The sequence below is a fragment of the Nocardioides sp. zg-1308 genome, from assembly GCF_013155375.1.
Taxonomy (GTDB): domain Bacteria; phylum Actinomycetota; class Actinomycetes; order Propionibacteriales; family Nocardioidaceae; genus Nocardioides; species Nocardioides renjunii.
This window is the reverse complement of record NZ_JABJQY010000001.1, coordinates 90558-112407: the sequence shown is the minus strand read 5'-3', so window position 1 is coordinate 112407 and position 21850 is coordinate 90558. Positions and strand designations below refer to the sequence as shown.

The following is a 21850-nucleotide window of genomic DNA, read 5'->3' as shown; positions in this document are numbered from 1 at the left end:
GCGACGGGACTCCCCGCCGCGCCGACCTCCTGCACCCCAGGAGGTTTTTTCATGTCAGACCACCGACCGAGAGAGCTCCGATGGACCTGCACGGCTCGTTCCACGTCTACGACACCACCCTGCGCGACGGCGCGCAGCAGGAGGGCCTCAACCTCTCGGTCGCCGACAAGCTGGCGATCGCCCGCCAGCTCGACGGGCTCGGCGTGGGGTTCATCGAGGGCGGCTGGCCGGGCTCGAACCCCAAGGACACCGAGTTCTTCCGCCGCGCCCGCGAGGAGCTCGACCTGCGGCACGCCCGGCTCGCCGCGTTCGGCGCCACCCGCCGCGCGGGCGTACGCGCCGCGGACGACCCGCTGGTCGGCGCCCTCCGCGACTCGGGAGCCGGGGTCGTGACACTGGTGGCGAAGTCGCACGACCGCCACGTCGAGCTCGCGCTGCGCACCACGCTCGAGGAGAACCTCGCGATGGTCCGCGACACGGTGACCCACCTGCGCGAGGAGGGGCAGACGGTGTTCCTCGACGCCGAGCACTTCTTCGACGGCTACCGCGCCAACCGGGCGTACGCCCTCGAGGTGCTGCGCACCGCCGCCGAGGCCGGCGCCGAGGTCGTGGCGCTCTGCGACACCAACGGCGGCATGCTGCCGGACTGGGTCAGCGACGTCGTCCACGACGTCATCGGCTCGACCGGCGCTCGGGTCGGCATCCACGCCCACAACGACAGCGGCTGCGCCGTCGCCAACTCCCTGGCGGCCGTCAACGCCGGCGCGACGCACGTGCAGGGCTGCATCAACGGCTACGGCGAGCGCACCGGCAACGCCGACCTCGTCACCGTCGTCGCCAACCTCGAGCTCAAGCTGGACCGCTCGGTCCTGCCGACCGGCCTGCTCCGCGAGGCCACCCGCATCGCCCACGCCGTCGCCGACGTGACCAACGTGCCGCCCGCCTCGCGCCAGCCGTACGTCGGCACGTCGGCGTTCGCGCACAAGGCCGGGCTGCACGCCAGTGCGATCAAGGTCGACCCGGACCTCTACCAGCACATGGACCCGGTCGGCGTCGGCAACGACATGCGGCTGCTCGTCTCGGACATGGCCGGGCGTGCCTCGATCGAGCTCAAGGGCCGCGAGCTCGGCTACGACCTGTCGGAGGACCGCGAGCTCGTCACGCGCGTGACCGCCCGGGTCAAGGAGATGGAGCAGGGCGGCTACACCTTCGAGGCCGCCGACGCGTCCTTCGAGCTGCTGCTGGCCGAGGAGGTCGAGGGCACGCGGCCGTCGTACGTCGAGGTCGAGTCGTGGCGCGTCATCACCGAGACCCGCACCGCGGGTGAGGCGATCTCCGAGGCGACGGTGAAGCTGCGGGCGGAGGGGGTGCGCTACGTCGTCACCGGCGAGGGCAACGGCCCGGTCAACGCCCTCGACGCCGCCCTGCGCGAGGCGATCGGGCAGGCCTTCCCGGAGGTCGCGAAGTTCGAGCTCATCGACTACAAGGTGCGCATCCTCGACCAGGGCCACGGCACCGACGCGATCACCCGCGTCCTCATCGAGACCACCGACGGCGAGTCGTCGTGGGTCACGGTCGGCGTCGGCGCCAACGTGATCGAGGCGTCGTGGGGCGCCCTGGTCGACGGGCTGACGTTCGGCCTGCGTCGTCACCACCGCTGACGCCGGGTCGACCCGACGAGGGCCCCGACGGATCTCTCCGTCGGGCCCCTCGTGGATGCGTCAGCGGCGGTGCCGGGTCAGCGCACGACCCGGAACGTCGCCTTGTCCCTGCTGGCCTCGACGGTGTCGGAGCCGCCGTAGCGGGCGACGACGGTGTGCTTGCCGACGCGCAGGTTCTTCGTCACCTTGACGGCGAGGCGGCCGTCGGCCAGCCGCTTGCTCGCGACCTTCTTGCCGTCGATCCTGACCACGACCTTGCCGGTCGCCTCGGCGCCCCGGGCCTTGACGGTCACCACGACGGTGACGTCCTGTCCGTAGCGGGGCTTCTCCGGCTTGACGACGACCTTCGTCCTCGAGTCGACGGGCTCCGCCGGGGGCTGGGTCGCGGCCTTGACGGTGGCGGTGAACGTCGCGGACGAGGCGGCGTTGGCCTCGTCGCCGGCGTAGGCGGCCGTCAGGGTGTGCGTGCCGACCGGGAGGTTGGCGGGCAGGGCGACGGCGGCGGCGCCGCGGGCGAGGGCGGCGGTGCCGAGCTGCTTGCCGGTGGTGTCGCTCACCACGACGTTGCCGCTGGGCAGGGCGCCCTCGGTGCCGACACGGTCGACGGTGACCGTCGCCGACGAGGCCTGTCCGAAGGTGGACGGCTCCGGCAAGTGCGTCGCGGTCGTGCTGGTGGGCAGCTTGCAGCCGGCGGCGCACGGCAGGCTGTCGCGCAGCTCGACGATGGCCCGACGGGCCTCGCCCTGGTCGCCGTTGTCACCGAGCAGCCTCAGTGCCGCGTTGAGGTGGTACCTCACCAGAGGCGCCGCCGACGCACCCTGGGCGGACAGCTCGCGGGCCTTGGCGAAGCTCGCGGTGACGGCGGCCAACGGCTCGCCCGACAGCGCACCCGAGCGCGCCGCCTGGTCGAGGTAGGAGCCGGCGACGCTGAAGCTGGGGTCCCACCTCAGCTCGGTCTGGTGCTGGGCGTTGAACTCGTCGACCTCTGCTTCGCCGGCGGCGGCGATCTCGTCGGCCGACAGCAGGGCGCTCGGCTGGAGAGCGAAGGCGTCGAAGCCGCGCGCGATCTCGGAGCCGAAGACGTTGCCGTTGTACCAGTAGGTCGACCAGAGGCCGCCCAGGTTGATGCCGGTCGCGTTGGGGGTGTCGATCGGCCCGCGGTCGTAGTAGGCCAGCTCGACCGGGTTGGCCGAGTCGGTGAAGTCGATGACCGACAGACCGCCCTGGTACCACGCCTGGACCATGATGTCGCGGCCCGGGACGGGGACGAGCGAGCCGTTGTGGGCCACGCAGTTCTCCTGGGCGGTCTGCGGCGCCGGCAGCTTGTAGTAGCTGCGGAACTCCATCTTGCTGTCGACGATGTCGAAGATCGCGTCGGCGCCCCACTCGGGCTTGTCGGTCACCCGGCAGCGTGCGCCCGAGCCGCCGCCCCACTCGTCGGTGAAGATGACCTTGGTGCCGTCGTTGCTGATCGTGGCGGAGTGCCAGTAGGAGAAGTTGGGGTCCGAGACCGCGTCGATGCGCTGGGGGTTCACCGGGTCGGTGATGTCGAGCAGGATGCCGTTGCCCTGGCACGCGCCGGCTGCGAGGCCGAGCTCGGGGTAGGCGGTGATGTCGTGGCAGGTGTTGGTGTTGGGCAGCGGCGAGTAGTTGGTCCCCGAGGGGTGCTGGGTGCCGGGGAGCGTGTTCTGCAGTCCGTTGTAGGCGCCGGTCACGGGGTCGGTGAAGATCCGCGGCTGACTGACGATGGCGGCGTCCTCGGGCGCGGCGAGCGGGACCTTGATGACGTCGATGCGCCACTGGGCCGGGTTGCCGGTCGTGACGGGGCCGGTGGTGGTGTTGGGGTTGACGTTCTCGCAGCCGGCGAGCTCGTCTCCCGACCGCACGCCGGCGGTGCCCGAGTTGTAGAGGTAGACGTTGTCGGGATCGTCCGGGTCGGTGACGACCGTGTGCGTGTGCGAGCCGCGACAGGTCTGCACGCCGCCCACCTGGACGGGGGCGGCGAGGTCGGAGATGTCGAAGATCCGGACGCCGCGGAACCGCTCCGGGCTGACCGAGCCCTGCACACCCTGGGTGCCGCAGTCGACGCGGGCCGAGGTCTGCTCGACCGAGAAGAACAGCAGGTCGCCGAAGACGCTCACGTCGCCCTGACCGCCGGGGCACACGAACGAGCCGGTCAGGGTGGGGTCGGCAGGATCGGACACGTCGTAGACCTGGAAGCCCAGGTAGTTGCCGACGATGGCGTGGTCGCCGGTGAAGGCGAGGTCGGAGTTGATGCTCGGGCCGCCCGGCGGACTGTCGAACGCACCCTCACGAGGATCGTTGTCGAGCAGCTCGATGTTGCTGCTCGCGTCCGAGTAGGGGAAGTAGCCCGGGGCCAGGCCGATGCGCGGGTCGTCGTCGGCGGCGTAGGCCGTCGCAGGCACGAGGGCGGCGACGAGGGCCAGCACCGGCAGGGCACGCAGTGGGCGTCGGGCGCGAGGTTGGGGCATGGCGGCGACCTTCTTCTCCAGTGGTCGCGCCGGCGGTCGGGTCGGAAGTCCCGGTCGCCCGAGCGACCTAGTATTGCGAGCAACCTAGCGACCCCCGGGGACGACCGCCATACCCTGGTGGACGCGTCGTCCGTCTTCGCGCCACACGACCCTCTCGGGAGCCCACATGACACCCAGCCGCCGCACCTGGACCGGCGTCGCCTCGCGCAGCGTCGTACTCCTGCTGTGCCTGGCGGCCACCGGGTGCACCGGCGACGAGCAGGGAGGCACGCGGGAGGAGGACGCCCCGCCCGTGGTGCAGCTCGGTGCCCCGGGGGAGCCCGGCACGACGCTCTCGTCGGACGAGGTCGAGGACCTCGAGGACCCCGCCCACACCGAGGCGGACGTGACCTTCGTGCAGGACATGATCCCGCACCACGCGCAGGCCCTCGAGATGACCGCGCTGGCCGAGCAACGCGCCGCCGACCCCGATCTCGCGACGATCGCGGAGCGCATCGAGGTGTCCCAGGTGGACGAGCTCGACCAGCTCCGGGGCTGGCTGGCCGAGCGCGATGAGACCTTGAGCGGCACCCACGGCGAGCACGGGTCGGATGACCACGGCGAGCACGGGTCCGACACATCGGGAACCACGGGCCACGCGGGCATGCCCGGGATGGCCACGCCCGAGGAGCTGGAGCAGCTCGCCGAGGCGCAGGGGCGAGCCTTCGACCGGCTCTTCCTCCAGCTGATGATCCGCCACCACGAGGGCGCGATCATCATGGTCGAGACGCTGCTGGCCGGCGGCGAGGGCGGTCAGGAGTCCGCGGTGTTCCAGCTGGCGAGCCACATCGCGTCCGACCAGGCCGTCGAGATCGCGGCCATGAAGCGGGAGCTCACGCAGGGGGAGTAGCCGACCGCGGTCGGACCGCGGGCGTCGTACGCCCCGCCGGAGCGAGCTGTGCACCCGAGTTGCGTGCTTCGAGGTCGAGATCCCCACCTGTAAGGCCGGTGGTCCCCGGATATCCGGGGACTCCAGAGGTCACCGGAGCCGCACAGCAGCAGCCCCCCACCTCAGCGCCCCACCACCCGCCGGACCAGGTCGTCCCAGCCCGCCTCGACCCGCTCGAGCGGGAGGCGCTCGCGGGTGACCTGCTGCTCCAGCACCACCATCTCGAGCGGGGCGAGGAGCGCCGTGGCCAGCATCAGCAGGTCGCCCGTGACGCCGAGCTCGCCGAGCAGGTAGCGCACGTGCATGTTGGCGAACGACAGCGCCGCGGCGGAGCGGGTCCCGGGCCGGCCGGCGGCCGCGATGAGGTCGGAGTGCGTCAGGTTGGTGCGCAGCCGGGAGTGGCCGAAGGCCAGCAGCCGCTCGTACGGCGGCGCGCCGGGGCCCAGCGGCGGGGGGCCGGAGATGACGCTCGCCTGCCAGGCGGTCTCGGACTCGTTGAGCACCGCGGCCATCAGGCCCTCGCGGCTCTCGAAGCGACGGAAGAGCGTGCCCTTGCCGACGCCGGCCTCCGAGGCGACCGTGTCCATGGTCACGCAGTCGACCCCCCGCGTCTCCACGAGGTGCAGCGCCGCTGCGAGGATCGCCTCGCGGTTGCGCGCCGCGTCGGCCCGTTCCGGCGCGGGCTCGTCGGCCAGCGGCAGGAGGTGGGGCACCCCTCCAGCCTAGGGGTGGAAAAAGTCGGGACGCACGGGAATAGAAGCGGACCGCGGTCCGTTTAACCCGGCATGACCACTGACAAGCAGACCCGCGTCGCCGTCCTCCTCGGCTCGAGCCGCACCGGCTCGCTCAACCGCCGCATCGCCGAGCACCTCCGCGACCACGCCCCCGCCGGTGTCGTCGTGGACGTCGTCCAGGGCCTCGACGCCGTCCCGTTCTACAACGAGGAGATCGACGGCGAGACCGCTCCCGAGAGCGCGACCGCGCTGCGCGAGTCCGTCGCGGCCGCCGATCGCGTCCTCGCCGTGACGCCCGAGTACAACGGCACGATGCCGGCCGTCCTCAACAACGCCATCGACTGGCTCTCGCGCCCCTACGGCCAGGGCGCCATCGTCGGCAAGCCGTTCGCCGCCATCGGCGCCACCCCCACGCCCTACGGCGGCAAGTGGTCGCACGAGCACGCCCGCCACTCCGCCCGCATCGCCGGCGCCCTGGTCGTCGACCACATCGTCGTCGACGAGCCCGCGGTCGACGGTGACCCGCTGGCCGACGAGGCCGCCGTGCGCCGCTTCCTCGACGCCCTCGACGCCCTCGTCGCGCACGAGGCCGAGGCCGCCGTCGCCTGACCCGGCGACCCCGGCGACCCCGCCGGCACCGCGGACGTCGGTACGGTCGGCGGTGTGCTCCACGACCTGACCGCGCTCGAGCAGGGCGACGCCGTACGCCGCGGTGACGTGTCGCCGCTCGAGCTGGTCGAGCACTACGCCGACCGTGCCGATCGCGTGGGTGCGTTCGTCACGACCACCCACCAGCAGGCTCGCGACCACGCGCGCCGGCTGACCGACGCGGGTCGGCCCGAGGGGGCCGGCCCGCTGTGGGGCGTCCCGACCGGCATCAAGGACCTCCACCCCACCGCGGGCGTGCGGACGACGTTCGGCTCGGCGGCGTACGACGACTTCGTCCCCGACGAGTCCGACGAGCTCGTGCTGTCCGTGGGGCGGGCCGGCATGCCGAGCCTCGGCAAGACGAGCACGCCCGAGTTCGGGTCGCCCTGCTACACCGAGCCGGACGTCGCGCCGCCGGCGGTGACGCCCTGGGACACCACCCGCACGGCCGGCGGCTCCTCCGGCGGGGCTGCGGCAGCCGTCGCCGCCGGCCTGCTGCCCGTGGCGCCCGGCTCCGACGGCGGCGGCTCGATCCGGATCCCCGCCTCCTGCTGCGGACTCGTGGGACTCAAGCCGTCGCGCGGCCGGGTCAGCGGCGCCCCGCGCTACGGCGACCCGGTCGGGCTCGCCACGCCCGGCACGCTGGCCCGCACCGTCCGCGACGCGGCGGCCCTGCTCGACGTGCTCGCCGGCCGTCGGGTCGGCGACCCCTCTTGGGCGCCGCCGCCGTCGGCCCCGTTCCTCGCCGCGTGCGACCGGGAGCCCGGCCGGCTCCGCGTCGCCCGCTTCGCGACCCCGGTGATCGCGGACGTCGACGTGCACCCGTCCAGCCTCGCCGCCTGGAACGACGCCGCGCGGCTGCTGGAGTCGCTCGGCCACGACGTCGAGGACGTCGCCGGCCCCATCCCGCCCGAGGCGGTCGCCGACTTCGAGACCTGCTGGGCGGTGCTCACCGCGCTGGCCGCCGCGCCGCCGGGCCGGGAGGACCGCCTGCGCCCCCTGACCCGGTGGCTCGCCGGGCGCGGTCACGCGGTCAGCGGCCCCGAGTTCGGGCTGGCGATCGGGCGCCTGCGCCAGCACGCGGCGGTCGCGCTCACGGCGCTGGCGCCGTACGACGTCGTGCTCACGCCCACGCTCGCCCGTCCGCCGGTGCTCGTCGGGGAGCTGCGCGACGACGCCGACCCGGCCCGCGACTTCGACCGGCAGAAGGCGTTCACGCCCTGGACCAGTGCCTGGAACGTGACCGGGATGCCGGCGGTGTCGCTGCCGCTGCACTGGACCGACGATGGCCTCCCGGTTGGCGTGATGCTCGCCGCGCGCCCGGCCGAGGAGGAGCTGCTGCTGTCCGTGGCCGCCCAGGTCGAGGCGGCGCAGGCCGACAGCGGGGCGGCGTGGGTGGACAGGCGTCCCCCCGGCTGGTGAGGTGGGGGGCATGGGTGAGCTGACGCCGTACCTCTGCGTCACGGACGCCCGCCGCGCCATCGACTGGTACGTCGACGTGCTCGGTGCCGAGGTCGTCCTCGAGCCCATCGTGATGGACGACGGCCGCGTGGGCCACGTCGAGCTCGCCGTGGGCGGCGGGCGCTGGATGATGTCCGACGAGTTCGGCTCGGCCGGCGTCGCCGCGCCCGACCCGACGCGGGGGGCCGCCGTGTCGCTGCACCTCGAGGTGACCGACGTCGACGCCGTCTGTGCCCGCGTCACCGGGGGAGGCGTCACGCTCGACCGGGGCCCGGAGGACGATCCGACCGCCGGTCGCCTGGCGGTGTTCCGCGACCCGTTCGGGCACCGCTGGTTCGTCACCCAGCCCGCCGGCTGAGCGGGACGTCAGTCGGACGGACCCGCGCCGTGGTCGTCCCCGATCCCACGCGCGTGGAGCGCGTCGCCGGACTCGTGGGCGCGGGCGACGACGCGGATGACGAACGGGGACAGGTGGGCCCGCGGGCTGCGGTCCAGCCCCCGGGCCCGCGCGGCGTCGCGGGTCTCGCGGGCGACCGCGATGGTGCCGGGCAGCGCCCCGACCGTCAGGGCCACCGTGAGTGCGACCCGCTCGGGATCGAGCCCCACCACCTTCAGCGGCCGGGCCCACCGGGACAGGGCGTCGACCATCTCGTTGACCTGCGTCGTGGCGGTCAGCGACAGCGCCGCGAGGCCCAGGCTGAGCAGGTCGAGGAAGGTCTCCGCGGCCTTCTCCGCGCCGTACCACCACCACTGGAACAGGCTCGCCACGACCGCGATGAGGAGCACGCCGCGCGCCGCGCGCCACACCGAGCGCAGGGGCACCCGCGCGACGGCCGCCAGCAGCAGCGTCACCAGCAGGAAGACGGCGGCCACGCGCACGTCGCGGACCACCACGATGACCAGGCTGAGCACGGCCAGGCCGAGCACCTTGGCCCCGACGGGCAGCCGGTGCAGGACGGTGTCGCCGGGCTGGTGCAGCCCGGCCATCAGGTCGCTCACCGGGCGGTCACGCGTCGGCCATGGCCGTGTAGCGGGCGATGGCCTCGCCCGGCGGGCCGTCGGCGACCACATGCGCCGCGTCGACGACGACGACCCGGTCGCAGCGTCCGGCCAGGTCGAGGTCGTGGGTGACGAGCACGAGCTGCTGCTCGAGGCCCAGGAGGATGTCGCCGACACGTCGGGTGTTGGCGCGGTCGAGCAGCGTCGTCGGCTCGTCGGCCACCACGACGATCGGCTCGAGGGCGAGCACACCGGCGAGGGCCAGCAGCTGCCGCTGACCGCCCGAGAGTGAGTGCACCGAGTCGTGCGCGTGGTCGAGGAGGCCGTTGTCGGCGAGCACCCCGAGCGCCTGCTCGCGGCGCGCGCCGGCCGACCGCACCCGGCGGCGGAGCGAGAGCTCGACGTCCTCCACGCAGGTGGGCATGACCAGCTGCGCCGCCGGGTCGGTGAAGCAGAACCCGACCATGCGCCGCACGGCCGCGCCGTCGCGCACGACGTCACGGCCGTCCACCGTCACCCGGCCGGAGGTGGGACGGACCAGCCCGTTGAGCAGCCGCGCCAGCGTCGACTTCCCCGAGCCGTTGGCCCCGACCACGGCGATCCGACGCTCGGTGAGGGTCAGCGTCGTGGGCGCCAGCACCTCCCGCTCGCCGCGTCCCGGCAGCGGGACGCGGACCGAGGCGGCGTCGAGCCGGATCGTGGGCAAGGAGCGCGTCAGCCGCGGTGGAGCAGCTGGGGGAAGGCGCGGTGCACCTCGGCGGCGATCATCGCCACGACCGAGGTCTTCACCACGTCGCCGAGCCAGAAGGGCATGTCCCACGCCGCCGCCTGGGCGAACGACACGTCGAAGTGCAGCATCATCCCGAGGATGCCGAGCGGGTGGATGACCAGCACGCTGGCGGTGATCGAGCAGGCGAAGACGACGATCGCCCGGGTGCGCCGCTCGCGGGCGACGTGCTGGACGAGGAAGCCGCCCAGCGCCGCCGCGAGCGGGAAGGCGAGGAGGTAGCCCCCGCTGGGCCCGGCGAAGACGCCGATGCCCGAGGAGTGCTCGGCGAAGACCGGCAGGCCGACGGCGCCCAGGGCGAGGTAGAGCGCCACCGCGGCGAACCCGCGGACCGGCCCGAGGATGCACCCGGCGAGCATGACGGTCAGCGTCTGCAGGGTGATCGGCACGCCCGCGCTGCCCACCGGGATGGCCCCGACGTAGGCGCTGGCGCACACGAGCGCGGCGAAGGCGGCGACGAGCGCCACGTCGCGGGTCGGCGAGGACCCGGGACGTACGCCGTCGTGGCCGGGGCCGGTGGCGGTCTCGGGCCGGGTGGTGGCAGTCATGGGGGTCCTTGCTGGTTCCGCGGAGGCGACCTGAACGGTGTTCAGGTTAGGCTGGCGCCGACACCCCGTCAACGCGGGACCGGACGCGGGACCAGACACACAGCCGGACGCACGGCAGGCCGGGAGGACGCGTGGCCCACCATCGCAGCGACGTCCTCGCGCACGCCGTCGCGCTGCTCGACGCCCACGGCCTCGCCGCGCTGACCATGCGCCGGCTCGGTGCCGAGCTGGGCGTGCAGCCGAGCGCGATCTACCACCACTTCCCGAGCAAGCAGGCGCTGCTGGCCGCCGTCGCCGACGAGATCCTGGCGCGCGGTGCCCGCCCGCGGACGGCGGCGGCGTGGCCCGACCGGCTCCGCGAGGTCTGCTCCGAGCTGCGCCACGCGATGCTCGGCTGCACCGACGGCGCCGACGTGGTCGCCACGGTGTGGGCCTTCGGGCTCGGCGCGGCGGCACCGGTCGTCGAGCTGGAGAAGGTGCTGGCGGACGCCGACGTGCCGGCGGAGCTCGTGCCGGTCGCCTCGCGCGCGCTGGTGCACTACGTCTTCGGGCACGCGTTCGAGGAGCAGACCGCGCGCCAGGCCGTCAGCCTCGGGGCGGTCGAGCGGTCGCTGGAGTCGCTGCCCGACTTCGACCTCGGGCTCGACCTGGTGATCGACGGGCTGCGCGCGCGGCTCGCCGGGTCCTGACCGCGCCCTCAGGCCGAGGCGTCGACCACGGCGCCGTGCAGCTCGGCGAGCAGGACGGCCCCGGCGAGGTCGAGCTGCGTCCGGGTGAGCACGGCCTCGGACAGGTCGACGCCGTCCAGGCTCGCGCCACGCAGGTCGGTGCGGTCGAGGACGGCCTCGCGGAGCACGGCGCGGTCGAGGCGCGCCCGGGCGAGCGTGGCGAGGGTCAGGTCGGACAGGGAGAGGTCCGCCTCGCGGAGGTCGACGCCGGAGAGGTCGAGCCGCGACAGGTTGGTGCCGCGGATCGTCACCCCGAGCCAGGAGCCGCCGGTCACCGTCAGCGGTCGCAGCACGCACTCGCTGAAGATGCTGCCGACGAGCTTGCAGCCGTCGAGGGTCGCGTCGAAGAACGACGTGCGCCGGAAGTCGCAGCCCACGAACGCCGTCGCCGTGTGCGTCGAGGCGTTGAGGCGACCGCCGTGGAAGGTGCACCGCTCGAAGACCGCCCCCGACGTGGCCGCCTCGGAGAGGTCGACGTCGGTGAACGTGCACTCCACGAAGCGGGCCGCGCCGAGGTCGTCGCCGTACCAGTCCTCGCTCCGGAAGTGCTGGCCGGAGGCTCCCTGGTGCTCGGTCACGGCAGTCACCGTATCCGTGGGCCACGGGACGGCCGACGGATAGGGTCAGGGCCGTGATCGCGTCCCACCAGCACCGCTTCATCTTCCTCAAGACCCGCAAGACGGCGGGGACGAGCGTGGAGATCGCGTTGTCCAAGGTGTGCGGGCCCGACGACATCATCACCGAGATCAGCCCCGAGGACGAGGCGCTCCGCGAGGCGGCCGGCGGCCGGCCGCCGCAGAACTTCGACTCCCCGCCCCTGCCGCGCAAGGCCTACAACCACATGGGCGCGAAGGCCACCCGCGACCTGGTGGGCGCGCAGGTGTTCGACGACTACTACACCTTCGCGATCGAGCGGAACCCGTGGGACGCGGTGGTCTCGCTCTACTTCTGGAAGTACAAGGACCGCGACGAGCTGCCCGACTTCGAGACCTACGTCCAGGAGATCTGGATCGAGCAGCTGGCCAACAACCGCCGGCTCTACCGCATCCGCGGCTCGATGGTCCTCGACCGGGTGCTGCGCTACGAGAACCTCGACGCCGAGCTGCGCGAGGTGTGGGCGCACCTCGGCCTGCCGGGGGAGCCTGACCTGCCGCGTGCCAAGGGCAACGCCCGGCCGGCCGGCCACTACCGCGAGCTCTACACCCCCGCCTCGAAGGAGCGCGTCGCGACGGTCTTCGCCGACACGATCGAGGCCTTCGGCTACGAGTTCTGAGCGACGGCCCGCTCGCCCGCGACGGCCAGCAGCCGCTCGCACGCGTCGACGAGCCTCGCCCGCAGCGGGGCCCCGCGCTCGGCGAACCCGCGCTGCGCCTGGACGTACGCCGCCTTGCCCGCCGTCGTCTCGATCCGCACCGGCTCGACGCCGAGGTCGGTGAGGTCGTACGGCGCCGCCCGCATGTCGAGGACGCGGATGTCGCGGGCGAGCTCGAAGCAGTCGGCCACCAGGTCGCTGGGGACCATCGGCGTCAGCCGGAAGGCGTGCTTGTAGAGGTCCATCCCGGCGTGCAGGCAGCCGGGCTGCTCGAAGGCGGGCCGGTCGTCGCGGCCCGGCTGGAGCGTGTTGAGCGGGCGGGCGGTCGGGGTGAAGAAGCGGAACGCGTCGAAGTGCGAGCAGGCGATCCGGTGCGACTCGACCACCGCGTCCGTGCCGTCCTGGCCGAGTCGCAGCGGCCGGTCGTGCCGCGTGCCACCGTCGACGTCGCCCGCGCGGTGGACCATCGCCCACTCGTGCAGGCCGAAGCAGCCGAGCTGGGCGGGGCGGGCGGCCGTGGCGGTCAGCAGGCGGTGCAGCTGCTCGACCAGCGGCCGCTGCGAGACGACGTACGCGTCGCTGACGGTCACCGGCTCCTCGGCGGCGTAGCCCTTGAGCCCGGTGTACGCCCCGGCGTCCTCGAGCGCGACACCGTGGCCCGGGTGCCAGCGCCGCAGCTGCGCGGGGCGCTGCGAGTAGTAGGTGAAGAGGAAGTCGTGCACCGGGTGCCTGACCTGGTCGGCGCGGCGGGCGAGGTGCGGCTCGAGGAACTCGTCGACGCGCGCGGCATGCGCGTCGGCGAGCGGACGCCACTCGGCGGGGGACAGCACCTTCACTGATATGAGGCTAGTGCGTCGGCCCCCACGGGCGGACACTGACCGGATGGACATCGAGCGCAGCGCCGGACTGGAGCGGGCCCACGCGCACGCACTCACGTGGCTGGAGTCGCTGGCCGACCGGCCGGTCCCGCCGCGGCTCGGTGTGGAGGAGATGGCCGCACGCCTCGACCCGGTGCTCAACGAGGGACCGCTCGACGTGGCCGAGGTCGTCGACGAGCTGGCCGCGACGTGCGAGCCCGGACTGACGGCGATGCCGGGAGGTCGCTTCTTCGGGTTCGTCATCGGCGGCTCGCACCCCGCCGCGCTGGCGGCCGACTGGCTGGTGAGCGCGTGGGACCAGAACGCCGGCCTGCGCACGATCACCCCGGCGCACTCCGCGATCGAGGAGCTGACCGAGTCGTGGGTCGTCGACCTGCTCGGCCTCCCCGCCGGCAGCGCGGTCGGCTTCGTGACGGGCGGGACGATGGCCAACTTCACCTGCCTGGCCGCCGGGCGCGACGAGGTGCTGCGCCGGGCCGGCTGGGACGTCGCCGAGCGCGGCCTCGTCGGCTCGCCCGGCGTCCGCGTGCTGGTGGGCGCCGAACGCCACGACACCATCGACCTCGCGCTGCGCTACCTCGGCCTGGGCGCGCCCGAGCCCGTGGCGGCCGACGACCAGGGCCGCATCGAGCCCGCCGCGCTCGCCGCCGCCCTCGAGGCGGGTGACGGCCGTCCGACGATCGTGTGCCTGCAGGCGGGCAACGTCCACTCCGGCGCCTTCGACCCCTTCGACGAGACCATCGCGGCGGCGCACGACGCCGGGGCGTGGGTGCACGTCGACGGCGCGTTCGGCCTCTTCGCCGCCGCCTCGCCGCGCAGGCGGCACCTCGTTGCGGGCGTCGAGCAGGCCGACTCCTGGGCCACCGACGCGCACAAGACCCTCAACGTGCCCTACGACTGCGGCCTGGCGATCGTGCGTGACCGGCCGGCCCTGCGCGCCGCCATGGGCATGCACGGCGACTACCTCATCCACGACGCGGCGGGGGAGCCGCTCGACAAGGTGCCCGAGATCAGCCGCCGCGGCCGGGCGGTCCCGGTCTGGGCGGTGCTCCGCGCGCTGGGTCGCCAGGGGGTCGCCGACCTCGTGGACGCCTACTGCGAGCACGCCTCGGCGTTCGCCGAGGGGATCGCCGCCATCGACGACGCGACGGTGCTCAACGACGTCGTGTTCACCCAGGTGTGCGCGGCCTTCGGCGACGACGACCGCACCCGGGCCGCCGTCGCGGCGATGCTCGCCGACGGCACGGCCTGGACGACCGGCTCCCGGTGGCACGGGCGTGCCGTGCTGCGCGTGAGCGTCAGCAACTGGTCGACGACGCTGGACGACGTCGCCACCACGCTCGACGCGCTGCGCCGGGCGGCGGGCGACCAGGCAGCCGCGCACTGAGCCGTGACCGGCGGCCGTCCCGGCGTCGTCGCCGTGGCGGGCGGTTGGATAGCCTCGGTGCATGCGCATCTGCAGGTTCAGCACCGGCGAGGAGCCCCGCTTCGGCGTCGTGACCGGCGAGGTCGACGACTACGGCCAGCCCGCCGAGGACTCGGTCGTCGTGGCCCTCGCCGGCGACCCGCTCTACGTCGGCATCAAGGTCGTCGAGGAGGAGCACCGGCTCGGCGACGTACGCCTCCTCGCGCCGATCATCCCGCGCAGCAAGGTGGTGGGCATCGGGCGCAACTACGCCGCCCACGCCGCGGAGCTCGGCCACGACCTGCCGGAGGAGCCGCTGATGTTCCTCAAGCCCAACACCACGGTGGTCGGACCCGGTGACCCGATCTTCTACCCGCCGCAGACCAGCGACCTGCACTACGAGGGCGAGCTCGCGGTCGTGATCGGCCGCATCTGCCGCGACGTCCCCGCCGAGCAGGCCACCGACGTGATCTTCGGCTACACCGTCGCCAACGACGTCACCGCGCGCGACCTGCAGCGGTCCGACGTGCAGTTCACGCGGGCCAAGGGGTTCGACTCCTTCTGCCCGATCGGTCCGTGGATCGAGACCGACCTCGACCCGCAGGCCTTCATCGACGGCCGCCAGGTGCAGACCCACCTCAACGGTGATCTCGTCCAGGACGGCTCGACGGCCGACATGATCTTCGACGTGCCGACCCTGGTCGCCCACGTCTCGTCGGTGATGACGCTGCTGCCCGGCGACGTCATCCTCACCGGCACCCCCGAGGGCGTCGGTCCGATGGAGGTCGGCGACGAGGTCGAGATCTCCGTCGCCGGCATCGGCGCCCTGACCAACCCCGTCGCCCGCCGCAGTTCCGACCAGAGAAGCTGAGCACCCCGATGACGTCCCACGTCCGCGTCCGATTCTGTCCCTCGCCCACCGGCTCGCCGCACGTCGGCCTTGTGCGCACGGCCCTGTTCAACTGGGCCTTCGCGCGCCGCCACGGCGGCACGATCGTGTTCCGGATGGAGGACACCGACCGCGAGCGCAGCACGCAGGAGTCCTATGACGCGATCCTGGAGCTGTGGCGCTGGCTCGGCCTCGACTGGGACGAGGGGATCGAGGTCGGCGGGCCGCACGGGCCCTACCGGCAGAGCGAGCGCGGCGACGTCTACCGCGACGTGCTGGCCCGGCTGCACGAGTCGTCCTACACCTACGACTGCTTCTGCACGCCCGCCGAGGTCGACGCCCGACGCAAGGTGTCGGGGTCGAAGATGCAGGGCTACGACGGCTTCTGCCGCGACCTGACCGCCGAGCAGCGGGCGGCGTTCGAGGCGGAGGGCCGCTCGCCGGTCGTCCGGTTCCGGATGCCCGACGGCTCGATCGCCTGGGACGACCTGGTGCGCGGAGAGATCTCCTTCGGGACCGAGAACGTCCCCGACTTCGCGCTCTCGCGCGCCAACGGCGACCCGCTCTACACGCTGGTCAACCCGGTCGACGACGCGCTGATGCAGATCACCCACGTCCTCCGCGGCGAGGACCTGCTCTCCAGCACGCCGCGCCAGCTGGCGCTCTTCGAGGCGCTCGTGGCGCTCGGCGTCGCGCAGGAGGTGCCGGCCTACGGCCACCTGCCCTACGTGATGGGGCAGGGCAACAAGAAGCTGTCCAAGCGCGACCCCGAGGCGCACGCGCTGGCCTACCGCGACCAGGGCTTCCTGCCCGAGGGGCTGCTCAACTACCTCGCCCTGCTCGGCTGGGCGATCGCCGCGGACCGCGACATCTTCACGGTCGCGGAGATGGTCGAGACGTTCGACATCAAGGACGTCAACCCCAACCCCGCCCGCTTCGACCTCAAGAAGGCCGAGGCCATCAACGCCTCCCACATGCGGCTGCTGTCGGTGGAGGACATCACCCACCGGGCCCTGCCGTTCCTCAAGGAGGCGGGGGTCGTCAGCGACCCGGTGTCCGACGCCGACGCGCAGCTGCTCGAGCTCGCCATGCCGCTCGTCGCCGAGCGGATCAACAAGCTCACCGAGGCGGCCCCGATGCTGGGCTTCCTCTTCGTCGACGAGGCCGACTTCACGCGCGACCCCGACGACGTCGCCAAGCTGCTCGACGAGACGGGCCGCGGCGTGGTCCAGGCGTCGTACGACGCCCTCGAGGGGCTGCGCGAGTGGTCGACGGCCGCCATCGAGGAGGCGCTGCGCGTGGCGCTGATCGAGGGCATGGAGCTCAAGCCCCGCGTCGCGTTCGGCCCGGTCCGCGTCGCCGTCACCGGGCGCCGGGTGAGCCCGCCGCTCTTCGAGTCCATGGAGCTGCTGGGTCGCGAGCGGAGCCTGGCGCGGCTCCGGTCCGCGCTGGCCTGAGGCCATGCCCGCTCCGCTGGCGCCCGACTTCCGGCCGCGCTACCACCAGCTGCACCGCGTCGGGCGTCCCGGTGTCTGGCGCTCGCTCGTCGGCGCCGTCCTGCTCCTGCTCACGGTCTTCGGGCTCGTCCCGCTCGTCGCCGGCCTGGTCGCGTTCGCGCTCCTGCTGGCCACGGGCAGCACGAGCGACGAGGCGGCGGCCGTCCTCGACGTGACGGCGGAGGCGACCCCGGCGGGCCTGGCCCTGCTCAACGTGGTGATCGCGGCCGCCATCCCCGCGACGTTCGCGGTGACGTGGTGGCTGCACCGGCTCAAGCCGCGCTGGGTGTCCTCGGTGGCACCGCGCATCCGCTGGCGCTACCTGTTCGTGTGCGTGGGCCTCTCGGTCGTGGCCCTGGTGGCGTCCCTCCTCGTCGCCCTGCTGCTGCCGGTCGCGCCGGGCGAGGCGCCGATCGGCGAGGTCAACGACTTCACCGCCCGCACGCGCGACTTCCTCATCGTGATCCTGCTCCTGACGCCGCTGCAGGCGGCCGGCGAGGAGTACCTCTTCCGCGGCTACCTCACCCAGGCGTTCGGCTCGCTGGTGTGGGCCCGGCGCGCCTCGCAGGCGCTGGCCGTGCTGGGTCCGGCCCTCATCTTCGCGCTCTTCCACGGGCTGTCCCAGGACTGGCCGGTCTTCTTCGACCGGTTCGCCTTCGGGGTCGTCGCCGGCATCCTCGTCATCCGCACGGGCGGGCTCGAGGCGCCCATCGCGATGCACGTCCTCAACAACTTCCTGGCGTTCGGCCTGGCGCTCGCCTTCGGTGACCTCACCACCGCCCTCAACGCGACCGGCGGCAGCAGCTGGTGGATGATCCTGTCGACCCTCACCCAGTCGCTCGTCTACCTCGCGCTGGCGAGCTGGGTGGCCCGGGCGATGGGGCTGGTCGAGGTCGGCCCGCCGGTCGGAGGAGCACTCCCGCCGCCCTCTCCGCCGGACCACCCCGAGTTGGTCGGTCAGCCTCCTCGCGTGTAACGTTCGGGGTCGTTCCGCAAGGAACGACGTGGTGGTCAGGCCGATCGCGACTCGATCGAACTGATACCCCCATGGGGTATGGTGTAATTGGCAACACGGCTGGTTCTGGTCCAGTTGTTCTAGGTTCGAGTCCTAGTACCCCAGCGGATCCGGTGCGAGAGCCCCGGATTTGGAGCGTCACTCCGACTTCGGTAGAGTCTCGCTCCGTCGCTCGCAGGAGCGGCACCTGCAAGCCCCCGTCGTCTAGCGGCCTAGGACGTCGCCCTCTCACGGCGGTAACGCCGGTTCAAATCCGGTCGGGGGTACCAACGCAGCAACGAAGGGCCCGGTCAGCAGACCGGGCCCTTCGTCGTGCTCGGGGTGGGTTCGGGGTGGGTCCGGGCGGGCCGCTCAGTGGGGCGGCTTCACCGCGAGCACCGCGCACTCGGCGCCGAGCAGGATCCGCTGCGCCACGCTGCCCATCAGCAGCTTGCCGACCGGCGAGCGCCGGCGCAGGCCGATCACGACGAGGTCGGCCGACACGTCCTCGGCGACCGACAGCACCTGGTCGCCCACGTCGGCGCCCATCGAGCGTCGTACGTCCACCTCGACCCCGCGGCCGGCCAGGTCGGCCGTCAGCCGGGACAGCTGGTCGTCGTCGGCGTAGCGCTCGTCGACGAGGGCGTCGCCGCGGGTGGCGTTGACCACCACCAGCCTCCCCCCGCGCAGGGTCGCCTCCTCGACGCCGCGCGCCAGGGCGGCCTCGCCGAACTCGTCGGGCGTCCAGCCCACCACGATGGTCGTCATCGCACCTTCTCCTCGTCCGTGTCGTGCGTGTGCGTGCTGAGGTCCTCGGCCACCGCGGCCGGCGTGGGACGGATCCGGCGGACCGCGAACGGCGCCACCACGGCGATCGCCACGATCACGTAGATCACGATCGCGAGCGGCTCGCTCCAGAGGGCTGACACCTCGCCGCCCGAGATGGCCATCGCCTCGCGCAGGCGGTACTCCATGAGCGGCCCGAGGATGACGCCGAGGATCAGCGGCAGCACCGGCAGCCCGAACCGGCGCATCATCAGCCCGAGCAGGCCGAGGAGGAGCAGCAGGAACAGGTCAAAGGCCTGGAGGTTGGCGGCGTAGGCGCCCAGCGCGGCGAAGAACAGGATCCCGGCGTAGAGCTGGGGCCGCGGGACCTGCAGCAGCTTGGCCCAGACCGGCGCGAGCGGCAGGTTGAGCACCAGCAGCAGCACGTTGCCGATCAGCAGGCTGGCCAGCAGCGCCCACACCAGCTCGGGCTGGTCGGTCATCAGGCCGGGGCCGGGCTCGATGCCGTAGCCCTGCAGGGCGGCGAGCATGACGGCCGACGTGGCCGTGACCGGCAGGCCGAGCGCGAGCAGCGGCACGAAGGTGCCCGCCGCGGAGGCGTTGTTGGCCGCCTCGGGCCCGGCAACGCCCTCGATCGCACCCTCGCCGAACTCGTCGCGACCCTTGCGGGCGGCGATCCGCTTCTCGGTGACGTAGGAGAGGAACGTCGGGATCTCCGCGCCGCCGGCCGGCAGCGCGCCGAACGGGAAGCCGTACGCCGTGCCGCGCAGCCAGGGGCCCCACGACCGCTTGACGTCCTCGCCGCTCATCCACGGACGCCCCACCGGGATCACGTGGGCGGGCGTGCGGCGCAGGTGGGCAGCCACCCAGAGCGCCTCGCCGAGGGCGAAGATGCCGACGGCGACCACGACCACGTCGATCCGCTCCGCGAGCAGCGGCTGGTCGAAGCTCAGCCGGGTCTGCCCGGTGTTGAGGTCGAGGCCGACCAGCCCGAGGGTGAGGCCGAGGAAGAGCGCGATGAAGCCGCGCAGCGGCGAGCCACCGAGCACGCTCGTCACCATGATCATCGCGAGCACCATGAGCGCGAAGTAGGACGGGGCGCCGATCTCGACGGCCACGGACGCCAGCGCGGGAGCGAAGAAGACGACCAGCAGGGTGCCGATGGTGCCCGCGATGAACGAGCCGATGGCAGCGGTGGCGAGGGCCTGCGCGGCCCGTCCGCCGCGGGCCATCAGGTTGCCCTCGAGGGCGGTCATCACCGACGCCGACTCACCAGGCGTGTTGAGCAGGATCGCCGTCGTCGAGCCGCCGTACATGCCGCCGTAGTAGATGCCGGCGAACATGATGAACGCCGAGATGGGGTCGAGCCCGTAGGTGACGGGCAGCAGCAGCGCGACCGCCATGGCCGGGCCGATGCCCGGCAGGACGCCGACGAAGGTGCCCAGCAGCACGCCGATCACGGCGTACAGCAGGTTCTCCGGGGTCAGGACGGCGCCGAAGCCGTCCGCGAGCAGGCCGAGGTTCTCCATCAGAGCACCCCGTCCAGGATCCCGGCGGGCAGGATGACGCCCAGCCCCTCGTGGAAGAAGTACCAGCTGCTGACCGACAGCACGAGGCCGACGATCACGTCACGCACCAGCGTGCGGCTGCCGAGCGACCAGGCGGCACCGACGAAGAGCAGCGCTCCGCTCACGGCCCAGCCCAGGAACGAGATGGTCAGCACCGTGAAGAGCAGCACGCCGACGAGCTTGAGGACGGTGGTCCAGTCGGCCGGCTGGCGCAGGTCGACGTCCTCGCCGCCCTCGCCCTCCGGCACGTCGCCGCGGAAGGTGGCGAGGACCAGCAGCAGGCCGAGGACGACCGTGACCGCCCCGATGACGTAGGGGAACAGGCGCGGGCCGACGGGGTCGCCGAACCCGACCCGCAGCGTGGTGGCGTCGTAGAGCGTGTAGGCGCCGACGACGACGAGCAGTGCGGCGAGGCCGAGCTGGGCCATGTCACGGTCGGGACCGTCGGTGGTCCCCGGCGCGGCCGGGGAGGTGGGGGTGTCGAGTGGTGTGCTCACAGCAGGTCCAGCTCCTCAAGGGTGGTGGCGACGCGCTCGTCCTGCTCCTGGAGGAACGTGGTGAACTCGTCGCCGGTCTTGAACTCGTCGATCCAGCCGTTGTCCTCGAGGGCCTGCTGCCACTCGGGGGTGTCGTGCATCTCCTCGAGCATCGCGATCAGCTCGTCGCGGCGCTCGTCGCTGATGCCGGGGGGCGCGAAGACGCCGCGCCAGTTGGTGAAGACCAGGTCGATGTCGGACTCCTGGAGGGTGGGGGCGTCGCCGATGATCTCGCCCTCGAGCCGCTCCTCGCCGGAGACCGCCAGCAACCGCAGCTCGCCCTCGGACAGCGGCCCCTCGAACTCGCCGACGCCGGAGAAGCCGACGTCGATCTTGTTGCCGAGCAGGGCGCTGGTCAGCGGGCCACCACCGTCGTACGGCACGTAGCGCACGTCGCGGGCATCGATGTCGATCGCGGTCGCGAGCTGCATCGGGAAGAGGTGGTCGGGGCCGCCCGGGGAGGACCCGCCGCCGACGACGATCGATCCCGGGTCGTCCTGCCACGCCGCCACGAGGTCGTCGATGGTCTCGAACGGGGAGTCCGCGGGGACGAGCACGCCCTCCTGGTCCTCGATGACCTGGGCCAGCGGCGTCGCGTCCTGCAGCTTGTAGGGGGCGGCGAAGGAGTAGAGCGAGCCGACGACGCCGAGACCGGCCGTCATCATCGTGCGCTCGTCGCCCTCGGCGTTCATCAGCCGGGCCATCGCGACCGAGCCGCCGGCGCCGATCACGTTGGTGACCTCGAACGACCCGCCGGTGATGTCGGACTCCTCCATCACCGCGATCGCCGTGCGTCCGGTCTGGTCGTAGCCACCGCCGGGGCTGTTGGGGATCAGCATCGTCATGTCGCTGCTCGCCGCACCGCGGGTGACCCCGCACCCCGTCGCGAGGAGCAGCGTGCTCGCGAGGGCCACGACCGTGGCGGCTGTCCGCCTCGTCCTCTGGCGCAGCATGGGCACTCCGATCTCTGTCAGGGTTCGTCCGTCGGTCCCGGAGGGGC

General features: G+C 72.9%; 22 protein-coding genes and 2 tRNA genes. 13 read left to right on the top strand and 11 right to left on the bottom strand.

Annotated elements, in window-relative coordinates:
* Positions 1–80: 80 nt before the first annotated feature.
* Positions 81–1661 carry a citramalate synthase gene (cimA, locus tag HN031_RS00565; protein ID WP_172264817.1) on the top strand — a complete coding sequence of 527 codons (1581 nt, stop codon included), beginning with the start codon at positions 81–83 and terminating at the stop codon, positions 1659–1661.
* A 77-nt stretch (positions 1662–1738) separates the two neighbouring features.
* Here cimA and HN031_RS00560 read toward each other — a convergent pair whose 3' ends face one another.
* On the bottom strand, positions 1739–4153 hold the full coding sequence (locus HN031_RS00560) for an Ig-like domain repeat protein (RefSeq protein WP_172264814.1): 2415 nt from the start codon (positions 4151–4153) through the stop codon (positions 1739–1741).
* A gap of 166 nt (positions 4154–4319) precedes the next feature.
* Between HN031_RS00560 and HN031_RS00555 the strand changes: the two genes are divergently transcribed.
* Positions 4320–5042: a DUF305 domain-containing protein gene (locus HN031_RS00555; protein WP_172264811.1), complete on the top strand. Its 723-nt coding sequence runs from the start codon at positions 4320–4322 to the stop codon at positions 5040–5042.
* Positions 5043–5203: 161 nt separating this feature from the next.
* Here HN031_RS00555 and HN031_RS00550 read toward each other — a convergent pair whose 3' ends face one another.
* Positions 5204–5794 carry a helix-turn-helix domain-containing protein gene (locus HN031_RS00550; protein WP_172264809.1) on the bottom strand — a complete coding sequence of 197 codons (591 nt, stop codon included), beginning with the start codon at positions 5792–5794 and terminating at the stop codon, positions 5204–5206.
* 72 nt (positions 5795–5866) lie between these two features.
* On the opposite strand from HN031_RS00550, the gene HN031_RS00545 reads away from it, so the two are divergent.
* The 3 genes from HN031_RS00545 to HN031_RS00535 are packed head-to-tail and all read left to right on the top strand — an operon-like array spanning position 5867 to position 8282.
* Positions 5867–6424 (top strand): NAD(P)H-dependent oxidoreductase, encoded by a 558-nt coding sequence (locus HN031_RS00545; RefSeq protein ID WP_172264807.1) that lies wholly within the window; start codon positions 5867–5869, stop codon positions 6422–6424.
* Positions 6425–6478: 54 nt separating this feature from the next.
* A complete protein-coding gene (locus tag HN031_RS00540; protein ID WP_172264805.1) occupies positions 6479–7885 on the top strand; it encodes an amidase family protein in 1407 nt (468 codons plus the stop codon).
* A 10-nt stretch (positions 7886–7895) separates the two neighbouring features.
* Entirely contained in the window at positions 7896–8282 is a 387-nt protein-coding gene (locus tag HN031_RS00535) for a glyoxalase/bleomycin resistance/extradiol dioxygenase family protein (protein ID WP_172264803.1), read from the top strand.
* Positions 8283–8290: 8 nt separating this feature from the next.
* Here the strand turns inward: HN031_RS00535 and HN031_RS00530 are convergent, their stop codons facing one another.
* Genes HN031_RS00530 through HN031_RS00520 form a run of 3 tightly spaced genes read right to left on the bottom strand, consistent with a single transcriptional unit; the run spans position 8291 to position 10258 of the window.
* Entirely contained in the window at positions 8291–8923 is a 633-nt protein-coding gene (locus HN031_RS00530; protein ID WP_367650609.1) for an energy-coupling factor transporter transmembrane protein EcfT, read from the bottom strand.
* 7 nt (positions 8924–8930) lie between these two features.
* Positions 8931–9629, bottom strand: a complete 699-nt coding sequence (locus HN031_RS00525; protein WP_172264801.1) for an energy-coupling factor ABC transporter ATP-binding protein — start codon at positions 9627–9629, stop codon at positions 8931–8933.
* Positions 9630–9637: 8 nt separating this feature from the next.
* Positions 9638–10258, bottom strand: a complete 621-nt coding sequence (locus tag HN031_RS00520; RefSeq protein ID WP_172264799.1) for a biotin transporter BioY — start codon at positions 10256–10258, stop codon at positions 9638–9640.
* A gap of 131 nt (positions 10259–10389) precedes the next feature.
* Here HN031_RS00520 and HN031_RS00515 point away from each other — a divergent pair, with 131 nt between their 5' ends.
* Entirely contained in the window at positions 10390–10947 is a 558-nt protein-coding gene (locus HN031_RS00515) for a TetR family transcriptional regulator (protein WP_172264797.1), read from the top strand.
* An 8-nt stretch (positions 10948–10955) separates the two neighbouring features.
* On the opposite strand, the gene HN031_RS22100 is transcribed toward HN031_RS00515, so the two are convergent.
* A complete protein-coding gene (locus HN031_RS22100; RefSeq protein WP_172264795.1) occupies positions 10956–11564 on the bottom strand; it encodes a pentapeptide repeat-containing protein in 609 nt (202 codons plus the stop codon).
* Between the two features lie 53 nt (positions 11565–11617).
* Here HN031_RS22100 and HN031_RS00505 point away from each other — a divergent pair, with 53 nt between their 5' ends.
* Positions 11618–12259 (top strand): sulfotransferase family 2 domain-containing protein, encoded by a 642-nt coding sequence (locus tag HN031_RS00505; protein WP_172264793.1) that lies wholly within the window; start codon positions 11618–11620, stop codon positions 12257–12259.
* Here HN031_RS00505 and HN031_RS00500 read toward each other — a convergent pair.
* Positions 12247–13134 (bottom strand): 3-methyladenine DNA glycosylase, encoded by an 888-nt coding sequence (locus tag HN031_RS00500; protein ID WP_172264791.1) that lies wholly within the window; start codon positions 13132–13134, stop codon positions 12247–12249. The genes HN031_RS00505 and HN031_RS00500 overlap by 13 nt on opposite strands.
* Positions 13135–13180: 46 nt before the next feature.
* On the opposite strand from HN031_RS00500, the gene HN031_RS00495 reads away from it, so the two are divergent.
* The 6 genes from HN031_RS00495 to HN031_RS00470 all read left to right on the top strand — a co-directional run bounded on the left by HN031_RS00495 (position 13181) and on the right by HN031_RS00470 (position 18250).
* Entirely contained in the window at positions 13181–14563 is a 1383-nt protein-coding gene (locus HN031_RS00495) for an aminotransferase class V-fold PLP-dependent enzyme (RefSeq protein ID WP_172264789.1), read from the top strand.
* A 61-nt stretch (positions 14564–14624) separates the two neighbouring features.
* Positions 14625–15452 (top strand): fumarylacetoacetate hydrolase family protein, encoded by an 828-nt coding sequence (locus tag HN031_RS00490; RefSeq protein WP_172264788.1) that lies wholly within the window; start codon positions 14625–14627, stop codon positions 15450–15452.
* A gap of 8 nt (positions 15453–15460) precedes the next feature.
* A complete protein-coding gene (gene gltX / locus HN031_RS00485) occupies positions 15461–16927 on the top strand; it encodes a glutamate--tRNA ligase (RefSeq protein WP_172264787.1) in 1467 nt (488 codons plus the stop codon).
* Between the two features lie 4 nt (positions 16928–16931).
* Positions 16932–17942 (top strand): CPBP family intramembrane glutamic endopeptidase, encoded by a 1011-nt coding sequence (locus HN031_RS00480; protein ID WP_172264786.1) that lies wholly within the window; start codon positions 16932–16934, stop codon positions 17940–17942.
* 72 nt (positions 17943–18014) lie between these two features.
* A tRNA-Gln gene (locus HN031_RS00475) sits at positions 18015–18086 on the top strand.
* Between the two features lie 88 nt (positions 18087–18174).
* Positions 18175–18250, top strand: a tRNA-Glu gene (locus HN031_RS00470).
* An 82-nt stretch (positions 18251–18332) separates the two neighbouring features.
* Here the strand turns inward: HN031_RS00470 and HN031_RS00465 are convergent.
* The 4 genes from HN031_RS00465 to HN031_RS00450 are packed head-to-tail and all read right to left on the bottom strand — an operon-like array spanning position 18333 to position 21803.
* The gene (locus HN031_RS00465; RefSeq protein WP_172264785.1) at positions 18333–18728 is read right to left on the bottom strand and encodes a universal stress protein; all 396 of its coding nucleotides are present in this window, start codon (positions 18726–18728) and stop codon (positions 18333–18335) included.
* Positions 18725–20275 carry a tripartite tricarboxylate transporter permease gene (locus tag HN031_RS00460; RefSeq protein WP_172264784.1) on the bottom strand — a complete coding sequence of 517 codons (1551 nt, stop codon included), beginning with the start codon at positions 20273–20275 and terminating at the stop codon, positions 18725–18727. Before HN031_RS00460 ends, HN031_RS00465 begins: the two co-directional genes overlap by 4 nt.
* Complete coding sequence (locus tag HN031_RS00455) at positions 20275–20811, bottom strand: tripartite tricarboxylate transporter TctB family protein (RefSeq protein WP_322425595.1); 537 nt, start codon at positions 20809–20811, stop codon at positions 20275–20277. Before HN031_RS00455 ends, HN031_RS00460 begins: the two co-directional genes overlap by 1 nt.
* Positions 20808–21803: a tripartite tricarboxylate transporter substrate binding protein gene (locus HN031_RS00450; protein ID WP_172264783.1), complete on the bottom strand. Its 996-nt coding sequence runs from the start codon at positions 21801–21803 to the stop codon at positions 20808–20810. Before HN031_RS00450 ends, HN031_RS00455 begins: the two co-directional genes overlap by 4 nt.
* Between the last annotated feature and the right edge of the window lie 47 nt (positions 21804–21850).

What these genes read in the sequence shown, in the direction of transcription:
- cimA (WP_172264817.1), top strand. Translation starts at nt 81, where the DNA reads ATGGACCTGCACGGCTCGTTCCACGTCTACGACACCACCCTGCGCGAC.
- HN031_RS00560 (WP_172264814.1), bottom strand. Translation starts at nt 4,153, where the DNA reads ATGCCCCAACCTCGCGCCCGACGCCCACTGCGTGCCCTGCCGGTGCTG.
- HN031_RS00555 (WP_172264811.1), top strand. Translation starts at nt 4,320, where the DNA reads ATGACACCCAGCCGCCGCACCTGGACCGGCGTCGCCTCGCGCAGCGTC.
- HN031_RS00545 (WP_172264807.1), top strand. Translation starts at nt 5,867, where the DNA reads ATGACCACTGACAAGCAGACCCGCGTCGCCGTCCTCCTCGGCTCGAGC.
- HN031_RS00535 (WP_172264803.1), top strand. Translation starts at nt 7,896, where the DNA reads ATGGGTGAGCTGACGCCGTACCTCTGCGTCACGGACGCCCGCCGCGCC.
- HN031_RS00520 (WP_172264799.1), bottom strand. Translation starts at nt 10,258, where the DNA reads ATGACTGCCACCACCCGGCCCGAGACCGCCACCGGCCCCGGCCACGAC.
- HN031_RS00495 (WP_172264789.1), top strand. Translation starts at nt 13,181, where the DNA reads ATGGACATCGAGCGCAGCGCCGGACTGGAGCGGGCCCACGCGCACGCA.
- HN031_RS00490 (WP_172264788.1), top strand. Translation starts at nt 14,625, where the DNA reads ATGCGCATCTGCAGGTTCAGCACCGGCGAGGAGCCCCGCTTCGGCGTC.
- gltX (WP_172264787.1), top strand. Translation starts at nt 15,461, where the DNA reads ATGACGTCCCACGTCCGCGTCCGATTCTGTCCCTCGCCCACCGGCTCG.
- HN031_RS00480 (WP_172264786.1), top strand. Translation starts at nt 16,932, where the DNA reads ATGCCCGCTCCGCTGGCGCCCGACTTCCGGCCGCGCTACCACCAGCTG.
- HN031_RS00465 (WP_172264785.1), bottom strand. Translation starts at nt 18,728, where the DNA reads ATGACGACCATCGTGGTGGGCTGGACGCCCGACGAGTTCGGCGAGGCC.
- HN031_RS00460 (WP_172264784.1), bottom strand. Translation starts at nt 20,275, where the DNA reads ATGGAGAACCTCGGCCTGCTCGCGGACGGCTTCGGCGCCGTCCTGACC.
- HN031_RS00450 (WP_172264783.1), bottom strand. Translation starts at nt 21,803, where the DNA reads ATGCTGCGCCAGAGGACGAGGCGGACAGCCGCCACGGTCGTGGCCCTC.